This is a genomic window from Shewanella sp. NKUCC01_JLK (genome assembly GCF_019345615.1).
GTDB classification, from domain to species: Bacteria; Pseudomonadota; Gammaproteobacteria; order Enterobacterales; family Shewanellaceae; genus Shewanella; species Shewanella oncorhynchi.
In genome coordinates this window covers 139,806-162,938 of sequence record NZ_JAHKRD010000013.1, presented here as the reverse complement: position 1 = coordinate 162,938, position 23,133 = coordinate 139,806, and the positions used below count along the sequence as shown (strand labels likewise).

Genomic DNA, 23,133 nt, shown 5'->3' with positions numbered 1-23,133 from the left:
GAATACCGGCCTGTCACGCCGGGGGTCGCGGGTTCGAGTCCCGTCCGCTCCGCCAACATTAAGAGATAAGCCTCATCGAAAGATGAGGCTTTTTTCGTTATGGCGTCGCGGATAATTCGTGTCAGTGACGCTAATGCTTCGGGCTCGAAGCACATGGTTATCCTCATACTCGGCTATCATGTAGATGACATCCTTACCAGAATATGAATTTTTTGTTTTAAAGCTAAACCTATTCTATTAATTAGCAAAGTTTATCCATTCCCGAAAGCACAACTGAGTCATCTTCTGTGGCTCCTCAAGACATTAATGCTATCGAGCATTACATAACAATATCGCCATACCTATTGAAACAACGATTTGCCAATGTGTGCTGCCTCGGCCATGACTACATCTGCTCTATCGGATTCAATTTGATTCAAACGGTTGCTGTCTGATGGCACTAGGACGTGTTCCTGTAGTCGCCCAAAGCCATGCTACTTCATTTTCAAAACGATTGAGGGAAGGATAGATAAGCGCACAGATGCAGCAAGGTGCGCTTAGGAAGGGGGCTACTGGTTGTGCTCAGAATGTTTGCGATGGAGAACTTCAAGTAGTTCATCTTCGAGTTCGAAGCGTGTTTCCATGTTATGGGCGAGCTCAGATAGGTCTTTATCGAGTTGATATAATACGAAATCGTCTTGTGTTTCCGCATATTTATCGTTGAAATCTAATGCTGCATTCGTGGTTGGCGTTATCTTGGGCAATACTTGTTGCGCGAGCGTTTTGCTTGATTCGCCATATTCACTGCAGGCATTAACGACTTTATCATAGACCTCGAAATGTCCTTCGGACACATAGTCAACTAATAAGTCACAGAAAGATTTAACATGTTCGAACGAGGGAAGCGATTTTTCTGATTTACCGTAAGGAGGAAGCCCAGCAATTTGGCAGTAATGCACTAACAGTTTTCGACGGTTTTTTAGCCATTGATCAATAAGCTTATTTGAACCGCCCCACTTCTGTTCTGCTTTTTCGAGTTCTCTCAGCATGATGCATTCCATTTAAGTGCCAGCACATAACTCTAATGTAGGGACAAGTTGCTAATCGATCAACTCTTTTCATGCGAATTTGCGAGAATGACGAAATGGACAAACCAGCTGTTTCGTATCGAAAAATGCAAATAAAAAGCCCAACGATAGAAACCTATCGTTGGGCGAGTAAAGTTTATAGCAGGCTCGATGCGACGAGCTTCTTGATTGTTCTTGCTAGCGCAGACTTTTTATACCAAAGGCGGGGAACCGGCGCAACTTTTTTCTGTCTGAGTGTGACTTCGTTACGAATAAATGAGCAGTATGTTAGCTGGCTAACATTTTCCGGTTTATGCGGTCAAATCGACGCCAATGATGGGGAATAGCTCACATAAATTTGCACATAAAGGTTACATTATTCGCGTAAATGCTAAACTACCGACCCAGCGGATCTCAATAAGACTAGGAACCAAGCCCAATGGCAGAATTAAAGAATGATCGTTATTTACGCGCCCTACTAAAAGAGCCTGTCGATGTGACCCCTGTGTGGATGATGCGTCAAGCTGGCCGTTATCTTCCTGAATATAAAGCCACTCGCGCTCAAGCGGGTGACTTCATGTCTTTGTGTAAAAATCATGAGCTTGCCTGTGAAGTCACGCTGCAACCTTTACGTCGTTATGATCTTGATGCGGCGATTTTGTTTTCCGATATTCTAACAGTGCCCGATGCTATGGGTTTAGGTTTGTATTTTGAGGCGGGTGAAGGCCCACGTTTCGAACGCCCAACAGACACTATCGATGCGATCAAAAAGCTCTCAATTCCAGATCCAGAAGATGAGCTGGGTTATGTGATGAAAGCCGTTAGCACTATTCGCCGTGAACTGAATGGTGCAGTGCCGTTAATTGGCTTTTCTGGTTCACCTTGGACCTTAGCGACTTACATGGTTGAAGGTGGTTCGAGCAAAACCTTCGAAAAAATTAAGAAGATGGCTTACGCTGAGCCAATGGCATTACACATGCTGTTAGATAAATTAGCCGATTCAGTGATCTTATACCTGAATGCTCAAGTTGCTAACGGTGCGCAATCTTTGATGATATTTGACTCATGGGGCGGCGCGTTATCGCACTCTGCTTACCGTGAGTTCTCTTTGCGTTATATGCAGAAGATTATTGATGGTCTGACACGCTTTGCCGATGGCCGTAAAGTGCCAGTGACGCTGTTTACTAAAGGCGGTGGTTTGTGGCTAGAAGCGATGGCAGAAACTGGCTGTGATGCACTAGGTTTGGATTGGACGGTAGACATTGCCGATGCCCGTCGTCGTGTAGGCCATAAAGTGGCATTGCAAGGCAACATGGACCCATCTATGTTGTATGCGCCAATTCCACGTATCGAAGAGGAAGTTGGTCATATTTTAGCGGGTTATGGTGAAGGTACTGGCCATGTATTTAACCTAGGCCATGGTATTCATCAGCATGTCGATCCAGAACATGCTGGCGCCTTTATCAAGGCGGTTCATGCGCAATCAAAGCAATACCATAAATAATTTTTGGTTTGCGAAACAGGCCCGCTTGCGGGCCTGTTTTATATCCGACATTTGAATTTGATAGCGTTGGAGCTTCTGGCGAAGGTATCTTTATGGATTAGCGTATGCGGTGGTTTCTATCGTCTGCGAGCTTAATGAGTCTTACTTTTAAACAACGACTTGAATTCCCTATATTCACATACTGATTATGTGTGAATTATCTTGATAAAAAAGTAAAACTTATAATCGTTTAATTTATAAATTTTAATTTAAATCAAAGGTATAAAATTGATTTAATTGCATGAAAATGTCTACTTTAGCAACGACTAAAGCGAAGTGATGTTTAATACTATTCGCAAATAAGATATGTTGCATGGCGCAGTGAAGGATTATGCAAGGCCGTCAATCAATTTAGTCATAACAAGCCGTGGTAAGAGATGCACATTGGCAAGAAAATAATGGTATTTATTGCGGGCTTTTGTCTCCCTGCGGTGGTAATTGTCTCCTATTGTCTTGGTTATTGGTACGACCATCGCGTCGAGCTATTACGTCAAGATAGTGCTAACCGTGAGCTTGCCAATATCCAGCAGCAGTTTCAAATTGATGTAGATCGCTTAACCTTTCTCACTAATATCTATGCCTTACCTTTGTCTCAATTAGATGAAGACCAACTTAAAAAGCTTGAATCCTCGTGGCGCGATAGCTCAATGTCAGCCAATCTGAGTTGGTATATTCTACGGCAGGGTGAATTGCACCCTTTTTTTCCCAATGAACGTCCCTTTGAGAATGATAAGTTACGAGAAATCGCCAATGCTATTGTCAGTGCCGATAAGCCCAGTGTTGCTGGCGCTTATTTGATGGGCAAGTATGCTTATGTCGTTACTTCCGTGGCTTCTGCGCCCAATGAATCTGTGCTGCTGGTACGCCAACTGACTGATAAAGACTTACTGGAATATGCTCAGGCCTTATTGGTGACTAAGGTGAGCATGAGCCATTCTCGCGAAGTTACGCCAACAGTTGATGGTGTGCACAGTGACGCGATTAACATTCCAAGTCTGTTAAAAGATAAGCCTGTCTACCTGCAAGTACTGTTTTCCGATGGTCCCTTTAGAGAGGTTAAATTTCAACTTGATTGGGTATCGCTCGGATTTATTCTCTTTGGTGTGTTTATTGTTGGTCTTGGTTATATTTGGCTGCGTTCGGGCTTACTCAAACCCTTTAAAAATCTGATGCATCAATTGGCGCTGGTCGATCCTATGTCCAGTGTCTATCAACCCGTTACAAGCGAGGGTAATGAAGAATTAGAAGTGCTCGCCAGCCGTGTTAATAGCTTGCTGGCAAGAATTTATCAGCAAAAAGAACGCGCGAAAATCACCTTAGAATCCATTGCTGAAGCGGTGATTTTGACCGATGTCGATGCCAACGTGATTTATATGAATCCGCGGGCCGAGTTGCTTCTCGATGTTGCTAGTTGCTATGCCATAGGTCAGAGCCTTGCGAGTCTGTTAAAGGCTGGGGAGCAGTTGAATCAGGCGGTTTTTACCTGCATTCGTCTCGAAGAATCAGCGCCGCAGGTCGAGAAAATCAAGCTATTAACTGCTTCGCCTCGGATTATGGAGCGCAGTATCAGCAATCTGCGCAATCACGATAAAGAAATTGTTGGAACTGTCGTGGTATTGCGGGATATCACTCAAGAAGAGTTGCTTAAACACCAGCTACAAAAAAGGGCAAATTTCGATAGCATTACAGGGCTGCTAAACCGTCAGGCATTTGATGAGCAGTTACCCCAATTTGCCGCTTCAGCCAAAACTATCGCCGTTTGTTACCTCGATTTGGAGCAATTCAAGTTGATTAACGACAGCTGTGGCCATACTGCAGGAGATCGTATGCTTGCTATGGTGGCTAAGGCAATGCAGGCTTGTCTTGGGCCACAGGAGCTATTGGCGCGCCTTGGTGGCGATGAGTTTGGTTTAGTGATTTGTAATCGTAGTGCCTTATCTGTGGCGCAATTACTGAAGCAAATGATCGCGCAAGTCTCCATGCAAGTGTTGAACGATAAAAACTGTAATTATAAAGTTGGCCTCAGCATAGGTGTTGCCTTTGGCCGAGCCCCCTATATTGATGCACAAGAGTTATTAAAAGACGCTGATATCGCCTGCATTGCCGCTAAAGCTAAGGGGGCTAATCAAATTCATTTTTACGATGATAAAGATAAAGAGCTCACCTACCAAAGAAATGCGCCTAAATGGGCGGTACGTATTGCGCAAGCGATTGAAGAAAACGAGTTGATCCTGTATTACCAACCGATCCGCGGACTAGGCAGTGGTCCGCAGCGACAACGAATGGAAATTCTGTTACGAATTCAAGAGCCCTGTGGCCGCATTTTGGCGCCAGCGCAGTTTATAGCCGCCGCTGAACGTTTTAAGTTGATGCCAGATATCGATAAAGAAGTCATCCGCAAAGCTTTTTTATGGTTGTCTTTGAACCCCGTGCTTTGGCCTGATCATTGTATTTCGATCAACCTTTCGGGCAATAGTTTAGGTGCCGAAGGTATGGTGGAATATATCGCCCAGCAGCAACACATTTTTGATATTCCAAGCCAATGTATTTGTTTTGAAATTACTGAAACCACCGCGATCCAAAATCGCAATCGTGGTATGGAAATGTTGAAGCAGTTACGTAAACTCGGTTTCTCATTTGCACTGGATGATTTTGGCAGTGGTTTTGCCTCTTATGGCTATCTGCGTGAGCTGCCCGTGGATTATGTCAAAATCGACGGCTGTTTTATTAAGAATCTCGCCGTGAATGCTAAAGACTACGCCATCGTTAAATCGATTCAGGATGTTTGTCGGGTTATGGGAATCGAGACTGTTGCTGAATTTGTTGAGAATCAGGATATTATTGACAGGTTGTTGAGCATAGGCATTAATTATGCGCAAGGTTATGCGATAGGGCGCCCGCAACCCTTAGCTAATTATCGTGAGCAATATGAGATGAGGCTTGCACAACGCGCGTGAAGGATTGCGCTTTTAGCGTGATTATGCCAATTTAGCAAAAGGCGTAATTAACATAGCGATAACAAAGGAATGACTATGGATGGACTCACTGGCAAGGTCGTGATCATCACGGGTGCCTCAGAAGGTATTGGTCGGGCGCTCGCCGTGGCAATGGCGCGAATGGGCTGCCAACTGGTGCTCAGTGCGCGTAATGAAACACGTCTCGCCTCACTCGCTTTAGAAATCGCTAATTATGGTCCGCCTCCTTTTGTGTTTGCCGCCGATGTCTCCAGCCCAGAACAGTGTGAAGCCTTAGTTGAAGCTGCAGTTGCGCATTATGGCCATCTCGATATTTTGATTAACAATGCTGGCATGACTATGTGGTCACGTTTTGATGAACTGACTCAGCTCTCGGTGCTTGAAGACATTATGCGGGTGAATTATCTTGGTCCTGCGTATTTAACCCATACCGCGTTACCGCACTTGAAAGCCAGTAAAGGCCAAGTGGTGGTTGTGGCGTCAGTCGCTGGATTAACGGGCGTTCCTACTCGCAGCGGTTATGCCGCTTCTAAACATGCTGTGATTGGTTTTTTCGATTCTTTGCGGATTGAATTAGTGGATGATAATGTGGCCGTAACTGTTATTTGCCCCGATTTTGTGGTGTCACAAATTCACAAACGTGCCCTCGATGGTGCTGGTAATCCTTTAGGCAAATCTCCGATGCAGGAAGCTAAGATACTGACGGCTGAGCAATGCGCTAATATGATGTTGCCAGTGATTGCAACTCGAGGCCGTCAACTGATTACTTCACTTCGCGGTCGTTTGGGGCGTTGGCTTAAGCTGATCGCACCAGGCTTAATCGACAAAATTGCCCGCAGGGCGATCGCCTCCGGGCACTAAAGTCTTTGCCACTACAAGCTATTTGCCACTCTTATTGAGGTGCTTAATGATGGATTGTTCTGCCTCACTTTGGGTCGCTTTGTCCCCATCGATATCGATAGTCACAGTCGCGTTATGGCCCGTCATATCCTCTGCAATATGAAACCAATCTGGATGCCAGTAAAAGCTGGCTCCTTCTAGGGTTTGCCAGTTATGTACGCCTGATTTTTCACCTTGATAAATAAGATCTTTTATCGAATAACCCATATATTTACCCCATTAATTTCATGATTGTTAAAAATATAAGAAGCTAAATGGTGCACGTCATCTTAACCTAGGTGTGTGCTTTACATCACATTTTCAGGTAAACATAAACCCCGCCAGAGCGAGGTTTATGAATAGCGTTAGTATCTTAGCGAGATTAAGGTTTAGCACACTTATGGTTTGGTGCACTGGGTTGGCGAACCCACGCCTTTCCACTGTGTAGTGCCATCAGTGAGTGACAGGGGCACAAAGGTTAAACCTTGGCTCATATTGGCGGGTGGCAAGTCGGTTTCTAACTCATACATGCCCATGGGGATAGCCCCTGATGTGGCATTGGCGGCTGTTTGTGCGGCCGCAAGGCTTGAGTAGTGCAGGCCTAACATATCGAAATGGCTGCGCCAATCTTTGCCTGTGAGTTTACTCAAAGACACTAGCATAAAGTCGTTGCCCGGAATATCTTTCACCGTTTTGCCACCGTAGACACTATTGCCTTCAAACGAAAATTGGCTAAACCCCAGTTTGCTACGATTCGCTTCCCAATCACTGGCGTTATTCGCATATTTACCGAAAATACGACTGTGTTGATACAGCAAGGTAAAGAGATTAAAGCCATTGTTCAGAGTGGTGCCGTCACTGAGAGTCATGCCGTGAGCCTTATGCGCCATTTGGATGTAAAACGCCATGCGATAACCGTTATGCACTGCATAAGCATTGCTGGCCCAAGGCGCAGTGTATCTGTCTTCACCAGCATCGAGCACCTTACAATTGGCGCCAAACACTACGCGTTTACCACGGGTGTCTGTTGTACCTGCGGCATCGGACATAAACACATAAAAGAGATCCTTGTGGTTCATGTGACCATCGGTCACTGTGCCTGTATTGCCGTCGCGCAGATAATGGGTTTTCCACTTCACCACATAGGGGAAGATATTGTTGGAGTTTTCCCCTGCGCGGCTGCCATAACCTGCCCAGTTTTCATTATCACTTGCCGCAGCATATTGCACATTGAGACGGTTAGTTTGCAGATTGTGGCCTAACTCATGGTTATCACCCCAACCCGTTGGGTCGATATTCCATGCTGCGTCCCAAGGATTACCGCTACAACCTCCACCGCACTGGGCATTTTGGTCATAATTCGCGTGTTGAATGATAGTGCGGGTATGCAGACTATTATCGATACAGTCGTCGCCAAACAGTCCTTTGCAGGCCGCTAGTACATCGGCAGGTAAGGATTCACTTAAGCTCTTGCCTTGGATCTTAAGTCCCGCAAGGGTGTAAACGCTGTTGATATGGTCATCGACAATACTTTTGAGTAGCGCGTTTACATCGGGTACATCCCCGCCGATGGCGTTTAAAAAGCGGTCGCGACGCAGATGCTGCTCGGCACCATCGGTACGCAAGTCTACATGGGGTAATTCGGTATTTTGGATGCGATCGTTAAAGGCTGCTATTTCTGCAGGGTTTGAAAAATCCATAATGGTCGGATGTTTAGCCACATGCTCAGCGCTGACTTCGACACTTAACGCGCCGCCATCAGCACTCGAAGTATCGATATACAGATAAATCGGCCCGCCGTAGGGGGAAGAAAATTCAAGACTTTGTCCTTGAGCTAAGCGCAGGCGTTGCTGCGCCAACTCCAATGGACCGCGGTAGATTTTCTGCTCATAGGCACGGTTGGTATTGCGTCTGTGGTAGTTGAGTTTGATCTCCACATTTGCAGCGCTGCTATCGAGACGAGTCAGTTTAATGGTTTGTCCTGGCAGCGCATACCAGCCTGTGGTCGTCCATTGGCCTGCATAGGGTACGCTAATGGTTTTATGTTCTGTGACAGTCGCAGGATAAGTGTAGTGCGCATTGCTGCCCTTGCTGAGGTTAGCTCTGTCGGTAACATATTCACCTAAATCTGGCTGGGCTAAGTTATGGACGCGGGCATAGCTGACAGTCCAATCGGCAAACAGGGCCTGCTGCCACTGGGCGTATTCGCTGTAGGCTATGGGGTAGTCAATCTCGCTGCGATACTTATCGGCGAGCAGCAGTCCGGCCTTCATCAAGGGGAAGTCTGCTTTGGTAAACACATCGATAGCATGGTTATCTAAGGTTTCAGCATTGGCTCGATACCAATCGGCACCCGCCTTGAATGAGTCAACAAAGGCGGCAGTATTACAGCTCAAGTAATTGCCACCGCAGTCGTTGAGTACTGAGGTGTCGAAGCGGCCTTCGTTAAGCTTACCGAGCAAATTATTCACTTTGGTCAGGGCGGTGTCTTCGACCAAAATGTCGGTCACACTGAGGTTATTGGTATTGAGTTTTGACCAGTAATTGCCAGAGGTAGAAAGCCCCATCTCAAGGTAAAGTGGCGACAGTATTGGGCTTTCATTACGCCAGTAGTTAGAGAGCAACAAGGGAATTCCTGCCGCTTTGGCCTTAGCGATCGCGGCTTTTATGCCTGCAAAACCGAGTGACTGACGGTCTATGTCACTAATGATAATCAGATCCGGTTTCAGTGTGTTGATACAGTTGCTTAACTCGCTGTAGTCACAGGTATTTGCTGTATTAATGCTATGGGCTGCGGGGTAGTTGTTTGTGAGCCAAGTGCGGATCCCTTCATTATGGGGAAAGTACCAACTGTCAGCCTTGCTCGGCATTTGGGCGGTCACTATGCTGAGGCCGTCGGTTTTATCGGCACCTTTGGTCAGCCAGCCTAAAAGGTTTTTCAATAAAGTATCTGTTTGCGCCGAAGTGTTGACGGAAAACAGATTCCCCGCCATGGCCGCATATCTTTGCCCCTGTTGCTCGCCCGCCATCACTAACCCACGAACGGCGCTTGCCCCACTGCCATCGACATTTGATGGCAAGATAGTAAAAGTGTTCTCCGGCATAAAGCTCGAAAAGGTAATTGAGTCATGGGTTGGATGCCAAGAGATGCTGCTACCGACACCTTGATATAGCTGATTTATCTGGGCTTTACGTTTGATGTCGATATTAGCGAGTTCGGCGATGCTGAAATCAATTAACTCACTCGCACTGGCAAGCCTGTGGTCTTGGTGCTTAATGGCATTTTCGGCATTACTGATAAATGTCGGCGTGATAGAGCAATCGGCCGTCATGGCCGCGGTGGTGTAAGTCAGCACATTGAGCGTGCCACCACAGCCAGTAATGCCCTCAAGCGTAAAGCTGGTATCGGCAGTAATGCTAAAAATAGCGCTTTTGCCAGACTCCACTTTTTGGCTGCTTGGACTCAGTGCGCCACCTATTACCGATAGGCTGCTGGCGGTGTATTGTACCAGCGCGGGAGGTTGGACTGGCGGCTGAGTGGGTGGTGTTGTCGGGCCAGCATCTTCTGAGCCGCCACCGCATCCGCTAAGCAGTATGGCAATGTAGGCATAAAGTAGTCTAATCCTCATGGGGAGTCCTTGATCTTTGTGTATTTAACATTTGGTTGACATTGTATCTTGTTGCTCCTGTTTTCAATAGGGTTAATTACATAATTTTATTGAAAATCATGATGTTATATTTGACGCTTGTCAAGAAACAGGCACAAAAAAACCGGCTTCTTGCCGGTTTTTTAATAGAGATATTAATTAATCTTGTTGTTCACGTGCGATTGCGCGATAACCAATATCGGTGCGGAAATACACATCATCCCAGTGGATTTCATCAACCAATTTATAGGCGGCTTTTTGTGCTTCGGTGACTGTGTTACCCAATGCCGTCGCACACAATACGCGACCGCCGTTGGTAACGACGTGGCCGTTTTTCATCTCAGTGCCCGCATGGAAAACTTTGCCGTCGTTATCGCCAAGGCTGAGACCGTCGATGACATCAAATTTGCGATACTCATCTGGGTAACCGCCAGCAGCCAATACCACACCCACGGCTGCGCGCTCGTCGTATTCAGCGGTCACTTTATCTAACTCGCCACGGGTGGCCGCTAAACACAGTTCCACTAAGTCAGACTTTAACCGCATCATGATTGGCTGAGTTTCTGGATCGCCGAAGCGACAGTTGTACTCGAGCACTTTGGCACTGCCATCGGGTGATATCATCAAGCCAGCATACAAAAAGCCTGTGTAGATATTGCCTTCTGCCGCCATGCCATCAACCGTTGGGCGAATCACGTTTGCCACAGTCCAATCGTGTACCGCTTGAGTCACCACAGGTGCTGGCGAGTAAGCGCCCATACCACCCGTGTTTGGACCATAGTCGCCGTTATCGCGGGCTTTATGATCTTGGCTGGTTGCCATTGGCAGAATGTTTTTACCATCTACCATCACGATAAAGCTGGCTTCTTCGCCCTTGAGAAACTCTTCAATCACTACGCGCGAACCCGCTTCGCCAAACTTGTTACCGGCGAGCATGTCATCAATTGCGGCATCGGCTTCAGCTTGGTCTTGCGCGATAATCACGCCTTTACCTGCGGCTAAACCGTCAGCTTTGATGACCACTGGATAACCCGTTGTGGCCGTTAATTCACGCACGAAGGCTTTAGCGTCGCTGATTTCAGTGCAGTTTTTGTAACCCGCAGTTGGAATATTGTGGCGGGCTAAAAAGTCTTTAGTGAAGGCTTTTGAACCTTCGAGTTGGGCTGCGGCTTTAGTAGGGCCAAAAATCGCTAAACCTGCGGCGTTGAAGGCATCGACGACACCGATAACGAGTGGTGCTTCTGGGCCGACTATGGTCAGTTCAATCTTATTGGTTTTCGCAAAATCGAGCAGAGCAGGGATGTCGGTGGCGCTGATCGCCAGATTTTCAACATTAGGTTCTAGGGCTGTGCCCGCATTGCCGGGTGCTACATAAACGGTATCAACTTGAGCCGATTGAGCGGCTTTCCAAGCTAGGGCATGTTCGCGGCCGCCGCCACCAATGATTAACACTTTCATGGTTAAAACTCCCACACATCGCAAAGGAAAAGGCCCTAATCGCTAGGGCCAAGTTTGATTTAAGTTGTTATCAATGACGGAAGTGGCGCATGCCTGTCATCACCATGGCCATGCCGTGCTCGTCTGCTGCTGCGATGATTTCAGCATCGCGCATTGAGCCGCCCGGTTGGATGATGCAGCTAATGCCCGCAGCCGCTGCGGCATCAATACCGTCACGGAAGGGGAAGAAAGCATCGGATGCCATCACAGAGTTCACCACTTCTAAACCTTCATCGGCGGCCTTGATGCCAGCGATTTTAGCGCTGTAGACGCGGCTCATTTGGCCTGCGCCGACACCGATAGTCATGCCGTCTTTGGCATAAACGATGGCGTTAGATTTAACGAATTTCGCCACTTTCCAGCAGAACATTAAGTCTTTCAGTTCGCTTGCCGTAGGTTGACGTTTAGAAACCACTTTGATGTCTTCTAAACCGACCATACCTTGATCGCGATCTTGCACCAGTAAGCCGCCGTTAACACGTTTGTAGTCTAAGGTTTGGGTCTTAGTATTCCACTGACCACATTCTAATAAACGCACGTTGGTCTTTTTCGCAACCACATCGCGCGCCGCTTGGCTGACACTTGGGGCGATAATCACTTCAACGAATTGACGCTCAACGATCGCACTCGCCGTCGCAGCATCTAATTCGCCGTTGAAGGCGATAATGCCACCGAAGGCTGAGGTTGGGTCAGTTTGATAAGCGCGGTTATAGGCATCGAGTAAGTCTTTACCTAAGGCCACACCACAGGGGTTAGCGTGTTTAACGATAACGCAGGCGGGTTCCAAGAATTCTTTTACGCACTCAAGGGCGGCGTCGGTATCGGCAATGTTGTTGTAAGACAAGGCTTTGCCTTGCAACTGAATCGCGGTAGCCACAGAAGCTTCATCAATTTTAGTGTCAACATAGAAAGCCGCGGCTTGATGGCTGTTTTCGCCATAGCGTAAGTCTTGTTTCTTCACTAATTGGGTGTTGAACGTGCGTGGGAACTTAGAATCAGCAAAGCATTCGTCCGTGCTGTGTGCAGGAACCATAGTACCGAAGTAGTTGGCGATCATGCCATCGTAACCCGCAGTGTGCTCAAAGGCCGCAATCGCTAAATCGAAACGCGTCGCATGGGTCGTGCAGCCATTGTTAGCCGTCATTTCTGCAAGTACGCGTGAGTAATCGGCCGCATTCACCACGATAGTCACATCTTTATGGTTTTTCGCCGCAGCGCGCACCATAGTTGGACCGCCAATATCGATATTTTCGATAGCGTCTTCTAAGGTACAACCAGCTTTAGCCACAGTTTCAGCGAAGGGATAAAGGTTAACCGCAACCAGATCGATGGCATTGATATTGTTGTCGGCCATCACGCTTTCATCAAGACCGCGGCGCGCCAAAATGCCGCCGTGCACTTTAGGGTGCAGCGTCTTAACGCGACCGTCCATGATCTCAGGGTGTCCTGTGTAATCAGATACTTCGATAACAGGCACGCCGTTATCCGCTAACAGGCGAGCGGTGCCGCCAGTTGATAACAGTTCCACACCTTGGGCGTGAAGTGCTTTGGCGAACTCGAGAATTCCGGTTTTATCTGAAACGCTTAACAGCGCGCGACGAATGGGTCTGGCATTATTTGCAGCAGTCATTTGGGTACAGGGTCCAGTTATTTTAGTTTCAAGGATCTTTCGGAAAACAGAACAGCCTTAACGTTGTACTGCTTTCCAAAAGTCCCTTGGTCCTATTTTTACTTTATTAGCTAACTTTTTATCCCTTCGTCACAGCGCGCGTATTCTAGCGTAAAACTCGATTTACGGGTGTTTTTTCTGCGTGATTTCACAATATTCATATCAGAACAAAGCGGCATTGCCGTGTTGGCTTTCAGTAAAGTTAAAATTACCTCTTGACCTTGGAGTAGGCTCCAAGGTTTATACTTGCACTATTGAGTTGTATGCTGGAAATGATCCCTGAGTTGTAGGCTATTTCGCAAAGGATGAAGACATGTATCGTATTGGTGAATTGGCGGATTTATGTGAGGTGAAAGCCGACACGTTAAGATTCTACGAGAAGCACGGCCTACTCGCGCCGTCGAGCCGTACTGAGTCTGGCTATCGAGTATATACCGAGGCCGATGCTGCGCGATTACGCTTTATTTTACGGGCGAAAGCTGTGGGTTTTACCCTCAATGAAATCAGTGAATTGCTGTCAATTGAACTCGATAAATCTAACCGAGTCTGTGCCGATGTAAAAGGCATGGTTGATTGTAAATTGTCTCAAGTACAGGCCAAAATTGCTGAGCTGAATCATTTTCAAGCGAGTTTACAAAGCTTGTCTGATGCTTGCTGTGGTGGGCCACGTAGCGCCGAACATTGTTCTATTTTAGAGGCGTTGGAGTCCAGCACTGAGCGGGTACGCGTTGAGCATCACTCTCATAATGTAAATCAGCACCAAGCGCACCAGAATCATCACGGCAAAGCCATTTATGAAGAGTCAGGGAATTAATTATGTTACTGAAGAATTTTATTGATCTGTTTTTAGACTCGGCGCCTTGGTTGTTACTGGGCCTGATTTTAGCTGGGCTATTAAAAGTATTCGTGCCAATGGCGTGGATGCAAAAGCAGCTCGGTGGTCACGGTTTTAAAACCGTAGTGAAAGCGGCGCTGCTTGGCGCACCTTTACCTTTGTGTTCTTGTGGCGTTATTCCCGCAGCAGTTGGGCTGCGCCGTTCTGGTGCATCTAAAGCGGCCACCACCTCCTTTTTAGTCTCAACCCCTGAAACGGGCGTCGATTCCATCGCGGTTTCTTATGTGTTACTTGGTCCCTTTATGGCAATCATTAGACCGATTGCAGCGATTACCAGTGCGATAGTGGCGGGCTTACTCGTTGGTCGCGATGATGACGATGGCAAGTCAGTGGTTAAGGTAGATACTCAATCAGATAAGCCATTAGAGGGTGAGGCGTCTTGCTGCGCTTCAAAATCAGTGGCTCAGCCAGAGATGGTAAAAGCCGAAGCGGTTAAAAGCTGCTGCTCATCGACTACGCCTACGATAACGCCCGTAAAGTCTTCCTGCTGTGGTAATGACAATGTTGATGCACCTGCAGCCGAGCCAAAGCCGAAGATCAAAATGACGCCTATGGCGGCGCAGAGCTTGATGGCAGGTCCTTCAAGTGTTATGGCTGTTGGCAGTCAAACCATGGGATCTGCTCAAACTATGGGTTCTGTGGTTAAGGTTAACGCTGCTAAAGCAGAAAGCGTGGGGTCATGTTGTGGCAGCCAAACCACAGAGCCTGAAAAAATAGTGGTGGTGAAAAAAGGCGCTTGCTGTGGTGGCAGTGCTAAGGATGCAGAGCAGGTGAGTACTAACACTGCAGGCGATAGCTGCTGTGCCTCTACTCAAGATATGGCGACTGAATTTAAGTCGCAATCGGTACTCAGTCGTATCGGAATTGGCCTTAAATATGCGGCAACGGATTTAGTGCGTGATACTACGCTGTGGCTGCTGGTGGGCTTATTTTTCGCAGCTCTGGTACAAACCTATGTGCCGGCTGACTTTTTGGCTAAATGGGGCGATGGCATTCTGGCTATGCTAGTGATGGTGCTCGTTTCTGTGCCTATGTATATTTGCGCGACCGCATCGACACCGATTGCCGCTGGATTATTATTGGCGGGTGTGTCACCGGGTGCTGTACTCGTGTTTATGATGGCAGGTCCGGCAACCAATATCGCGACTTTAGGCATAGTGGCTAAAGAGCTAGGTAAACGTGCGCTGTGGGGCTACCTTGGCGGTGTGATTGGCGTGGCTTTAGTGGCCGGTATGTTGGTCAATTATCTGGTTAATACCTTTGGTTTTGTGGTGATGCCACAAATTGGTGAAGAGCACCAAATGTTACCTCAATGGTTAGTGGCAACCTCTGGCATATTGTTGGCGTTACTCATGGCAAAAGTGGTTTTTGAGAAGATCCCAAGAAGCTGGGTTCGCCGCAACGATTGCTGTTCTTAGTCGATTCATATTCCGCTAAGCAGTATCAAACAAATAAACATCCCAGTGTTGTTGCTAACACTGGGATTTTTTATGGGATTGATTTGCAAACCTATCAGTATTTGTTTGCTTTTTTAACGTCGATAAACGTAGGCGGCCTGTCGGCTTCAGCCTTGTTAATCAATTAGGATGTGAAGGAGCTTATCTCCGCCAAGGTTAAGTTGCGCCATTTCCCTACATCGATATCTAAGGCCACTGCGCCAATTTGCGCCCTGTGTAGGGCAACCACTTTATTGCCCACGGCGGCAAACATCCTTTTGACTTGATGAAACTTGCCTTCGGTGAGCGTGAGTAGCACGGTTTTTTCATCCACTTGCTGCAGTGTTGCTGGCAGAGTGAGGGCAGTTTCGCCCTGTAGATTTAGCCCAGCGGCAAACTTTGCGGCTATGGCTGCAGTCGCTTCGCTGTCGAGTGGATCTCGCAGTTGAACACGATAGATTTTTTCGCACTGATATTGAGGCGAGATAATATTAAACGACCAGCGGCCATCATCAGTCAGTAGCACTAAGCCTGTGGTATCAGCATCTAGGCGGCCAACGATGTGCAGGTCAAATGCGCGATCGATATTGAGCAGATGAAATAGCGAAGGGTAGGCTCCATCCACATTTGAGCACAAGGTATTAGCAGGTTTGTGCAACATGATATAGCGAGATGGGCGTGGCGCTAGCGGCTTTCCATTAAGGCTGACAGTATTATTTTCATGCACTTGCATCGCACAGTTTGTCGCGATAGCGCCATTGACTGTGATTGAGCCGCTAAGAATGGTGACTTTTGCGGCTTTGCGATCAAGATCTGTGCTTTTACAGAGGAATTTATCGAGGCGCATAGTTAAATCTCAGGAAAAACAATCAGCACAGGTGTTTAAGTAAGCTGCATTATCGCGACTTAGGGAGGATAAGCAACTGCCCTGTCTGAATGTTAAAACTAAGCGTACTGATTTTTAACGTTATGACCTTTGTGGAGCATTTTGCTGTTCGTTTTGTGTTGATTTGACCGCAGATGTTTTCTATTTGAGCCACTCGATGAGCATGTCGTTCATTAAGTGGCTGCTTATTGAGTCGCAGTGCAATGTATTTTATGGGACTTGTTAAGGCGAGGAAAAACTTGGCTTAGTATTAATAAGTAATTGAGCAAAAATGTAAATACTGCTCAGAATACAGCATATTCCTAAATAAATGAGTAAGCCGAACTCCGTTTGGCCAAAACTGCTGGCCACTAATGGGCCTATTACTGACCCCACCGAATAGCTCAGTAGCATCACTTGAGTCGCTGAAACAATTTGGCTAGCAGGCAAGTCGTCACAAGCTAAGCTGATTGCAATCGGGTAAAGGGCAAAAGCGCTGGCGCCAAGCAAGAGAAATCCAATAATCAGCGTCATATTTGAATGCTGAGTGAGCAGTAATAATGCTGCGACACCCAGTAGGCAAAAGCTTACTATCAAGCCACTTTTGTTAACTCGAGGAGATAAATAACTGACTAAAGGTTGTACCAGCATGCCACCCACTATGATGAGGGCCATAAATTGTCCTGTTTGCTGATCAAGCCCCATATCCAGTGCCACATAGATGGGAAGTAAACCATAGATAGGGCCAAGCAATAATCCAGAGACTAAACATCCCATAATGGCAGGCTGACTTAGGTTTTTTAGCGCAGACAATGACATTGATTGTTGTTCGCTTACCTGAGGTTGACCGCGTTTTACCAGTAGCGCGGGTAAACTTGCCGCGGCTAATAATCCCATGATCACTAGGTAAGGTAGATTGCCCTTTGTACCTAAATAATCAATGGCTAATTGTCCTAAGGCAGTGCCTCCATAAAGCGCTGTCATATAAAGTCCAAGCCGCTTAGCGCGTTGCTTTTGGGTATCGGCCATTAATAGCCATGATTCAACAACCACAAAAATCCCTGCAACCGCAAATCCCGCTATAAGTCGAGAGGCTAACCAGACTCCACTTTTGGGGATTAATATCATAGCGACAACGCTGCAAAGAAGGATATTCAAAAAAAGGATAAAGGCTTTACTGTGGCCGATACGGGCAACAACAGGAGCAATACAAGGCGCCCCCAGTAATAAACCTAAATAAAAAATACTGGCCAGTAATGGAGCAAGTGAGGTGCTGAGTTCGAAAAAAGTGAGCGACAGTGGGATTAAGCTCATCAAGTAGCCTGATGCCAAAGCAAACAAACTTAACCCTGCTACTGGGACGAAAAGGCTGGGCTTTTGAGCCGACTGAGTTAAGGCAATTTTTTCCACGGGCGGTTCCGAAAACAGACAAATAATATACAGCGGGCGGGGTTGCGGTCGCGACTTTAGGCTGGATCGCTGACAGGGTAAAGTGAGTTAGATTGACTGTGGTGGTGAATAATATTTGTGTTTACGATTCATGTAGATATTGGGTTTTCTATGTTGCCTTGTTGCAATACGTTTGTGTTGGTCGCTTGCTGTTCACTGCGTCGCAGTTTTAGTGCACATTCAACGATATCTAGATTCGATTTAGCGCTACACATTCAATTTTGTGCCAAATTGGGGGAATAATATCTAATCCTACCAATGATCAGAAGGTATGATTAATTAGTTGATTATCACCTTGGTAAAAAGTGTGGCGTGATCTACATCTCAGTTTTAAACATTAATTAAATTACAACGTGGGCAAGGTTTTGTTCGATCTTTGTCCGTTTGAAATTTTAAAACAAAGGTGTCGATCAGAATTTGGTGATTATTGTCGCTAATCGGCCGTTTGTGCGTGCTAGCTCAGCAATAAATGTTGTTGCCAAGTGATAAAATTACAAAATAAACCGCTTTGCCAAGTGTGATCTATGCCCTAAATTTGCGTCAAAATAAAATGGTATTAAGGTTGTAACCATGTCTTTAACAGATTCAAGTACTGCTCCACCTAATCAAGCTCCCGTCAGCGAGGGGCTCGATAAGAAAAAAATGCTGATCCTAGTGGCTGATATTGTGCTGTTATTTGCACTTTATTACGGTTTACCTTTCGAACAAGGGGTGAATACTGGGCTGGCCATTTTGTTCTTCGCCGCGATTCTTTGGCTGACCGAAGCGATTCATATCAGTATCACTGCGATTCTCGTTCCTATACTCGCCGTATTCTTTGGGGTGTTTGAAACCAAGGAGGCGATGAGTAACTTTGCCAATCCCATCATTTACTTATTCTTTGGGGGTTTCGTCTTGGCTGCGGCCTTGCACCATCAAAAGATTGATACCCTCATAGCGCAAAAGCTGCTGCTAGCCTCTAAAGGCAAACTCAGTATCGCCTGTTTGATGCTGTTTGGAGTAACTGCGCTGCTATCGATGTGGATCAGCAATACCGCGACCACGGCGATGATGTTGCCATTGGCTCTCGGGATTTTGCAGCAGCTCGACCGCGAAAAATACCACAGCACCTATGTATTTCTACTGCTCGGGATTGCCTATTCGGCCAACATCGGCGGTATTGGTACTTTAGTGGGTAGCCCACCGAATGCGATTGCTGCGGCTCAAGTGGGCTTAAGTTTTAGTGATTGGCTGAAGTTTGGTATTCCAACCGTTATCCTCATGCTACCTATGATGTTGATTGCCTTGTATTGGTATTTTAAGCCTGATCTTTCTGCCAAATTCGATGTGGATGTTGAAGCTCAGAAGCTGACATTTCAGGGGAAATTTACTCTGCTTATCTTCCTGACTACCGTATGTTGCTGGATTTTCAGTGTGCCGTTAGCCAAGGCATTAGGTGGCATCACTCAGTTTGATACCATAGTCGCCTTAGGGGCCGTCGTTTTACTCTCGGGCTTAGGTTTGGTCGGCTGGAAGAAAATTGAATCGACCACAGATTGGGGTGTACTCATATTGTTTGGTGGTGGTTTAACACTGAGCGCAGTACTAAAAACGACTGGCACTAGCGTATTTTTAGCTCACTGGATGACAGATATTTTCGGTAGCACTCACATGTCGTTGTTCGTCTTTGCTGTGATTGCTTTTGTGGTGATGTTGACTGAATTTGCCAGTAACACCGCCAGCGCTGCACTGTTAGTGCCTGTATTTGCTGCGATTGCTGAGGCATTAGGCATATCGCCTGTGATGTTATCTGTGCTGATTGGTATTGCAGCTTCTTGCGCCTTTATGCTGCCGGTGGCGACACCGCCCAATGCTATCGTTTATGGTTCTGGCCATATCAAGCAATCGGAAATGGTGCGAGTGGGTATGATCATCAACTTTATCAGTATGATAGTCTTGGGTATTATCGCCCATACCTTCTGGGATATTTAACACTGATATAGTTCATGGCAACTTTGTGTTTTAACGTTGTCGCTAGAATAGTATTCGCCTTATGAAGAGCATAGGGCGGATACTGATTTTGTTTTTAGCTGAGTCGTCGTACCGAGTTTTTGGGCTTAGTGTCAGGCTTAGTGTTTCGAAGCTTACTCTATGCTTATGTTTTGCACTTAATTTGAGGTTAAGTTGCGACTAAAAGTATTTGCGCTATAAATTGCTTGATGTTGATAACGTAGATAAAAGATTTCTTTTACGTTGATGATATCAATCTGTTCAATGTCATTTTTATATAATACGGGAGCGGTATCGCCTTCAGTGACAGTAACGGCTTGTAAAATAATAGGCTTATCTGTTGTGGCAAAAAACACTTCTGCTTGCTGTAAATTCTCGGAAAGATAAACATAAGCTGTCTGAGGCTCGGCAGAATTATGATCACTGCGAGTAAAGGCTATCCCTTGTTCGAATGGACGAATGCATTGCTTAGTGTCATCGTTCCAAGTCCCTCCCTTGTCGAGACAAGTATCAATTGTGAGATGTTGTTGTAAACCCCATCCTGTCACCACTAGCAAGAGTACTGCGCCCAGTAAGAACATTGCTTTTTTCAATTTTCGTTACCTTTACAAATTAGCTCGGCTGAGCGGTTGTATCTTAGCTCAATCCTCTTATTTATAGGCATTTAACCATTGGTTAAACGCTGAGGAGGGTAAAGCTCCGGCTTGCTGGGCGAGTATGTGGCCTTGTTTAAAAATCATTAAGGTTGGAATAGATCGAATATTAAATTGAGCCGCGAGGGCTTGCTGTTCTTCAGTATTGATTTTACCGAAGCGAAATTGAGGCTCCCATGTCTTAGCTGCTGCAGAAAATATGGGCGCAAAACTTTTACAGGGCCCACACCAGCTGGCCCAAAAGTCAACGACTAGGGGGAGCTCTGATTTATTGGCATGGTTGGCAAAGTTTGTGCTATTGAGTTCAATTGGCGCAGCCGTAAAGACACTGAGCTTACATTTACCGCAAGTGGGTTGTTGGTTTAAACGCTCATCGGGAACGCGGTTTAACGTATCGCAATGGGGGCAGGCAATAATCATGGCAAAGCTCCAAAATAAAACGTTTATACGACTTATATATTGGGCTAACCGACAGTAATTTAAAGGGCGAGTGATGATGTTATCGCCCATGATGACCTTATTATTAAGGATTAAGCAGTGAACCGAGCTGCAGAAATGTTTAGATTGCGCCGACAAGCCCGCTCGTCGGTGATAAAATCCTGCGCAAAGTTGAATATCACGCCCTAAGTGCGAACAAGAAAAGAGAATGAAGATATGACTGAATTAGAAGTAATCGATCTGCAAGTGGGCGAAGGAAAAGAAGCGGTAAAAGGTGCACTGATCACTACCCAATATCGTGGATTTTTGCAGGATGGTACCCAATTCGATTCATCCTATGATCGTGGTCAGGCGTTTCAATGTGTAATTGGTACTGGCCGTGTGATTAAAGGCTGGGATCAAGGTATTATGGGGATGAAAGTCGGTGGCAAACGTAAGTTGTTAGTCCCAGCTCACTTAGCCTATGGCGAGCGTCAAGTGGGTGCTCATATCAAACCAAATTCTGATCTCACCTTTGAGATCGAATTGCTCGAAGTGCTGACTCGCGACTAAGCGTGACAGGACTGCGAGAGTCTGTGTAAGCTCGATTGAGCCAATATGATTCTGGCTCATCTTGCACTCCTCGCTATGTTGCTTCGGCATAGGGTGATTTACACTAGACTCAATTTTCCCACTTAAAGGAAAGATATTTGTCGTGGCTTCGGATACTGCAGTAGAGTTAATTGCGCAACTTCAGGCTGAGATCGCTCAGCTAAAAAGTGAAAACGCTCATTTAGCAGCGTTGAATTATCGTGCCGAAGAAAAACTCTTTGCAGCCCTCGATGGTAATGGTTTATGTCTATGGGAACAGCATATTCCAAGCGGAAATTTAACCATATTTAACATGCGCTGGGGCGAAATGCTCGGGTTTAGTCCTGAAGAGTTTGCTGCCCATGTTGATATCTGGAAAAGTAAATTACACCCCGAAGATAAAGAATGGGTGATAAAAGCCTTTGAAGATCATGTGAATGGTCAAGCCGATTACTATCAAGCAGTTCACAGAATGCTACACAAAGATGGCAGCATAACCTGGGTGTCCGATCGTGGGCGTATTGTCGAGCGCTTAGCTGATGGAACACCACTGCGAATGATGGGCAGCCATATCGATATTACTCAAGAAAAGCGCTACGAAATAGATTTAGCCCGTTTAGCCCACAGTGATCCACTCACCAACTTAATGAATCGCCAAGCTATTGCCAAAGTATTCGATGAATCTTCGCTACCAGGTATTCGCGGTGCGTTATTTTTTATCGACCTTGATGGTTTTAAAGCGTTAAATGACCGTCACGGCCATAAGTTTGGTGACAGCCTGTTGATGCACGTTGCGCATACTTTGGTATCTCACGCAGGTGAATTCGCGCAGATCGCACGGTTAGGTGGCGACGAGTTTGTGATATTACTGCCGTCATTTGATCGTGAATCTTTAGGGGCGCTCGCACAATCATTGCTCGATGTTTATCAAGATAAATTCCTGCTAGAAGGTTGTGAAGTAGAGGTAGGCCTGAGTATCGGTATTGATATATTTGGCTATGGTGATAGTTTTGCCGATAGTTGTGATCGCGCGGATGCCGCCATGTATCGCGTGAAACACCAAGGAAAGCATGGATATTGTTTTTATCAGTCGTCGGAATAATGTTCCAAGCCTGCTGATCTTAGTAATACTTAATTTAGATTTGATTACAGTGCCTTATTCGAACAAAAAACCACCTTTAATGGTGGTTTTTTGTTTTTTAGCTTTTTAAGCGTAGTGTCATCAGCTTATGGAGTTACAAAATTAAATGGTTGATGGCAACTGACACAATAGTTTTCAGATTTTTTGTGTACATGGTGGCACTTACTGCAATCAGTTTCGGTGTCGAAGTGGCGATTTTTATGGGGATTGGTTGGTTTTACATCCGCCGTTTTTTCCGCTAATTTCTTAGTGTTGTGGCATTGTACACACTTGAGCATAGGGACTGCTTGTCGTTCTTCTGCACCATGGCAGCTTGCACATTTAAGGCCTTTCGCCATATGAGTTTGATCGAGTAAAGTACTCTCTTTAGCGAACGCGCTGCCAGCGAAAATACCCAAAATAATAGCCAATATAATTGTTAAGTTTTTCATTGTTTGATCC

18 protein-coding genes are annotated in these 23,133 nt (G+C 46.2%); 8 read left to right on the top strand and 10 right to left on the bottom strand.

All coding sequences use genetic code 11. The annotated features are described in order from the left end of the window. Positions 1-548: 548 nt before the first annotated feature. Complete coding sequence (gene rsd / locus KO537_RS15440) at positions 549-1,028, bottom strand: sigma D regulator (protein ID WP_105250394.1); 480 nt, start codon at positions 1,026-1,028, stop codon at positions 549-551. Positions 1,029-1,485: 457 nt separating this feature from the next. On the opposite strand from rsd, the gene hemE reads away from it, so the two are divergent. The 3 genes from hemE (at position 1,486) to KO537_RS15425 (ending at position 6,425) form a co-directional block, all read left to right on the top strand. Beyond that, entirely contained in the window at positions 1,486-2,550 is a 1,065-nt protein-coding gene (gene hemE / locus KO537_RS15435; RefSeq protein WP_006079904.1) for a uroporphyrinogen decarboxylase, read from the top strand. A 416-nt stretch (positions 2,551-2,966) separates the two neighbouring features. After that, positions 2,967-5,546, top strand: a complete 2,580-nt coding sequence (locus KO537_RS15430) for an EAL domain-containing protein (RefSeq protein ID WP_105250392.1) — start codon at positions 2,967-2,969, stop codon at positions 5,544-5,546. 75 nt (positions 5,547-5,621) lie between these two features. Continuing rightward, positions 5,622-6,425 (top strand): SDR family oxidoreductase, encoded by an 804-nt coding sequence (locus tag KO537_RS15425; RefSeq protein ID WP_219234799.1) that lies wholly within the window; start codon positions 5,622-5,624, stop codon positions 6,423-6,425. Between the two features lie 18 nt (positions 6,426-6,443). On the opposite strand, the gene KO537_RS15420 is transcribed toward KO537_RS15425, so the two are convergent. The 4 genes from KO537_RS15420 to purH form a co-directional block, all read right to left on the bottom strand. Continuing rightward, positions 6,444-6,671, bottom strand: a complete 228-nt coding sequence (locus tag KO537_RS15420; protein WP_105250390.1) for a hypothetical protein — start codon at positions 6,669-6,671, stop codon at positions 6,444-6,446. Between the two features lie 170 nt (positions 6,672-6,841). Then, a complete protein-coding gene (locus KO537_RS15415) occupies positions 6,842-10,072 on the bottom strand; it encodes an ImpA family metalloprotease (protein ID WP_219234798.1) in 3,231 nt (1,076 codons plus the stop codon). A 177-nt stretch (positions 10,073-10,249) separates the two neighbouring features. Continuing rightward, positions 10,250-11,548 carry a phosphoribosylamine--glycine ligase gene (gene purD, locus KO537_RS15410; protein ID WP_219234797.1) on the bottom strand — a complete coding sequence of 433 codons (1,299 nt, stop codon included), beginning with the start codon at positions 11,546-11,548 and terminating at the stop codon, positions 10,250-10,252. 70 nt (positions 11,549-11,618) lie between these two features. After that, positions 11,619-13,217 (bottom strand): bifunctional phosphoribosylaminoimidazolecarboxamide formyltransferase/IMP cyclohydrolase, encoded by a 1,599-nt coding sequence (purH, locus tag KO537_RS15405; RefSeq protein ID WP_173496224.1) that lies wholly within the window; start codon positions 13,215-13,217, stop codon positions 11,619-11,621. Positions 13,218-13,569: 352 nt separating this feature from the next. Between purH and zntR the strand changes: the two genes are divergently transcribed. Beyond that, complete coding sequence (zntR, locus tag KO537_RS15400; protein WP_173496225.1) at positions 13,570-14,070, top strand: Zn(2+)-responsive transcriptional regulator; 501 nt, start codon at positions 13,570-13,572, stop codon at positions 14,068-14,070. Positions 14,071-14,072: 2 nt separating this feature from the next. Beyond that, positions 14,073-15,569 (top strand): permease, encoded by a 1,497-nt coding sequence (locus tag KO537_RS15395; protein WP_173496226.1) that lies wholly within the window; start codon positions 14,073-14,075, stop codon positions 15,567-15,569. A 163-nt stretch (positions 15,570-15,732) separates the two neighbouring features. Here the strand turns inward: KO537_RS15395 and KO537_RS15390 are convergent, their stop codons facing one another. Beyond that, the gene (locus KO537_RS15390; RefSeq protein WP_173247830.1) at positions 15,733-16,434 is read right to left on the bottom strand and encodes a pseudouridine synthase; all 702 of its coding nucleotides are present in this window, start codon (positions 16,432-16,434) and stop codon (positions 15,733-15,735) included. A gap of 261 nt (positions 16,435-16,695) precedes the next feature. Further along, on the bottom strand, positions 16,696-17,862 hold the full coding sequence (locus KO537_RS15385) for an MFS transporter (RefSeq protein ID WP_173496227.1): 1,167 nt from the start codon (positions 17,860-17,862) through the stop codon (positions 16,696-16,698). Between the two features lie 609 nt (positions 17,863-18,471). Here KO537_RS15385 and KO537_RS15380 point away from each other — a divergent pair. Continuing rightward, positions 18,472-19,872 carry a DASS family sodium-coupled anion symporter gene (locus KO537_RS15380; protein ID WP_105250382.1) on the top strand — a complete coding sequence of 467 codons (1,401 nt, stop codon included), beginning with the start codon at positions 18,472-18,474 and terminating at the stop codon, positions 19,870-19,872. Positions 19,873-20,048: 176 nt separating this feature from the next. Here the strand turns inward: KO537_RS15380 and KO537_RS15375 are convergent, their stop codons facing one another. Together KO537_RS15375 and trxC are read right to left on the bottom strand one after the other, a co-directional pair. Further along, positions 20,049-20,483 carry a hypothetical protein gene (locus KO537_RS15375; protein ID WP_219234796.1) on the bottom strand — a complete coding sequence of 145 codons (435 nt, stop codon included), beginning with the start codon at positions 20,481-20,483 and terminating at the stop codon, positions 20,049-20,051. Positions 20,484-20,540: 57 nt separating this feature from the next. Next, a complete protein-coding gene (gene trxC, locus KO537_RS15370) occupies positions 20,541-20,963 on the bottom strand; it encodes a thioredoxin TrxC (protein WP_173247825.1) in 423 nt (140 codons plus the stop codon). Positions 20,964-21,197: 234 nt separating this feature from the next. On the opposite strand from trxC, the gene KO537_RS15365 reads away from it, so the two are divergent. Next, entirely contained in the window at positions 21,198-21,533 is a 336-nt protein-coding gene (locus tag KO537_RS15365) for an FKBP-type peptidyl-prolyl cis-trans isomerase (RefSeq protein ID WP_011845636.1), read from the top strand. 142 nt (positions 21,534-21,675) lie between these two features. Next, complete coding sequence (locus tag KO537_RS15360) at positions 21,676-22,653, top strand: diguanylate cyclase (RefSeq protein ID WP_219234795.1); 978 nt, start codon at positions 21,676-21,678, stop codon at positions 22,651-22,653. Positions 22,654-22,778: 125 nt separating this feature from the next. Here the strand turns inward: KO537_RS15360 and KO537_RS15355 are convergent, their stop codons facing one another. Beyond that, positions 22,779-23,123, bottom strand: a complete 345-nt coding sequence (locus KO537_RS15355; RefSeq protein ID WP_105250378.1) for a cytochrome c3 family protein — start codon at positions 23,121-23,123, stop codon at positions 22,779-22,781. Positions 23,124-23,133 lie beyond the last annotated feature (10 nt).

Coding starts and splice junctions, on each gene's coding strand:
- rsd (WP_105250394.1), bottom strand. CDS start 1,028: ATGCTGAGAGAACTCGAAAAAGCAGAACAGAAGTGGGGCGGTTCAAAT.
- hemE (WP_006079904.1), top strand. CDS start 1,486: ATGGCAGAATTAAAGAATGATCGTTATTTACGCGCCCTACTAAAAGAG.
- KO537_RS15430 (WP_105250392.1), top strand. CDS start 2,967: ATGCACATTGGCAAGAAAATAATGGTATTTATTGCGGGCTTTTGTCTC.
- KO537_RS15425 (WP_219234799.1), top strand. CDS start 5,622: ATGGATGGACTCACTGGCAAGGTCGTGATCATCACGGGTGCCTCAGAA.
- KO537_RS15420 (WP_105250390.1), bottom strand. CDS start 6,671: ATGGGTTATTCGATAAAAGATCTTATTTATCAAGGTGAAAAATCAGGC.
- KO537_RS15415 (WP_219234798.1), bottom strand. CDS start 10,072: ATGAGGATTAGACTACTTTATGCCTACATTGCCATACTGCTTAGCGGA.
- purD (WP_219234797.1), bottom strand. CDS start 11,548: ATGAAAGTGTTAATCATTGGTGGCGGCGGCCGCGAACATGCCCTAGCT.
- purH (WP_173496224.1), bottom strand. CDS start 13,217: ATGACTGCTGCAAATAATGCCAGACCCATTCGTCGCGCGCTGTTAAGC.
- zntR (WP_173496225.1), top strand. CDS start 13,570: ATGTATCGTATTGGTGAATTGGCGGATTTATGTGAGGTGAAAGCCGAC.
- KO537_RS15395 (WP_173496226.1), top strand. CDS start 14,073: ATGTTACTGAAGAATTTTATTGATCTGTTTTTAGACTCGGCGCCTTGG.
- KO537_RS15390 (WP_173247830.1), bottom strand. CDS start 16,434: ATGCGCCTCGATAAATTCCTCTGTAAAAGCACAGATCTTGATCGCAAA.
- KO537_RS15380 (WP_105250382.1), top strand. CDS start 18,472: ATGTCTTTAACAGATTCAAGTACTGCTCCACCTAATCAAGCTCCCGTC.
- trxC (WP_173247825.1), bottom strand. CDS start 20,963: ATGATTATTGCCTGCCCCCATTGCGATACGTTAAACCGCGTTCCCGAT.
- KO537_RS15365 (WP_011845636.1), top strand. CDS start 21,198: ATGACTGAATTAGAAGTAATCGATCTGCAAGTGGGCGAAGGAAAAGAA.
- KO537_RS15355 (WP_105250378.1), bottom strand. CDS start 23,123: ATGAAAAACTTAACAATTATATTGGCTATTATTTTGGGTATTTTCGCT.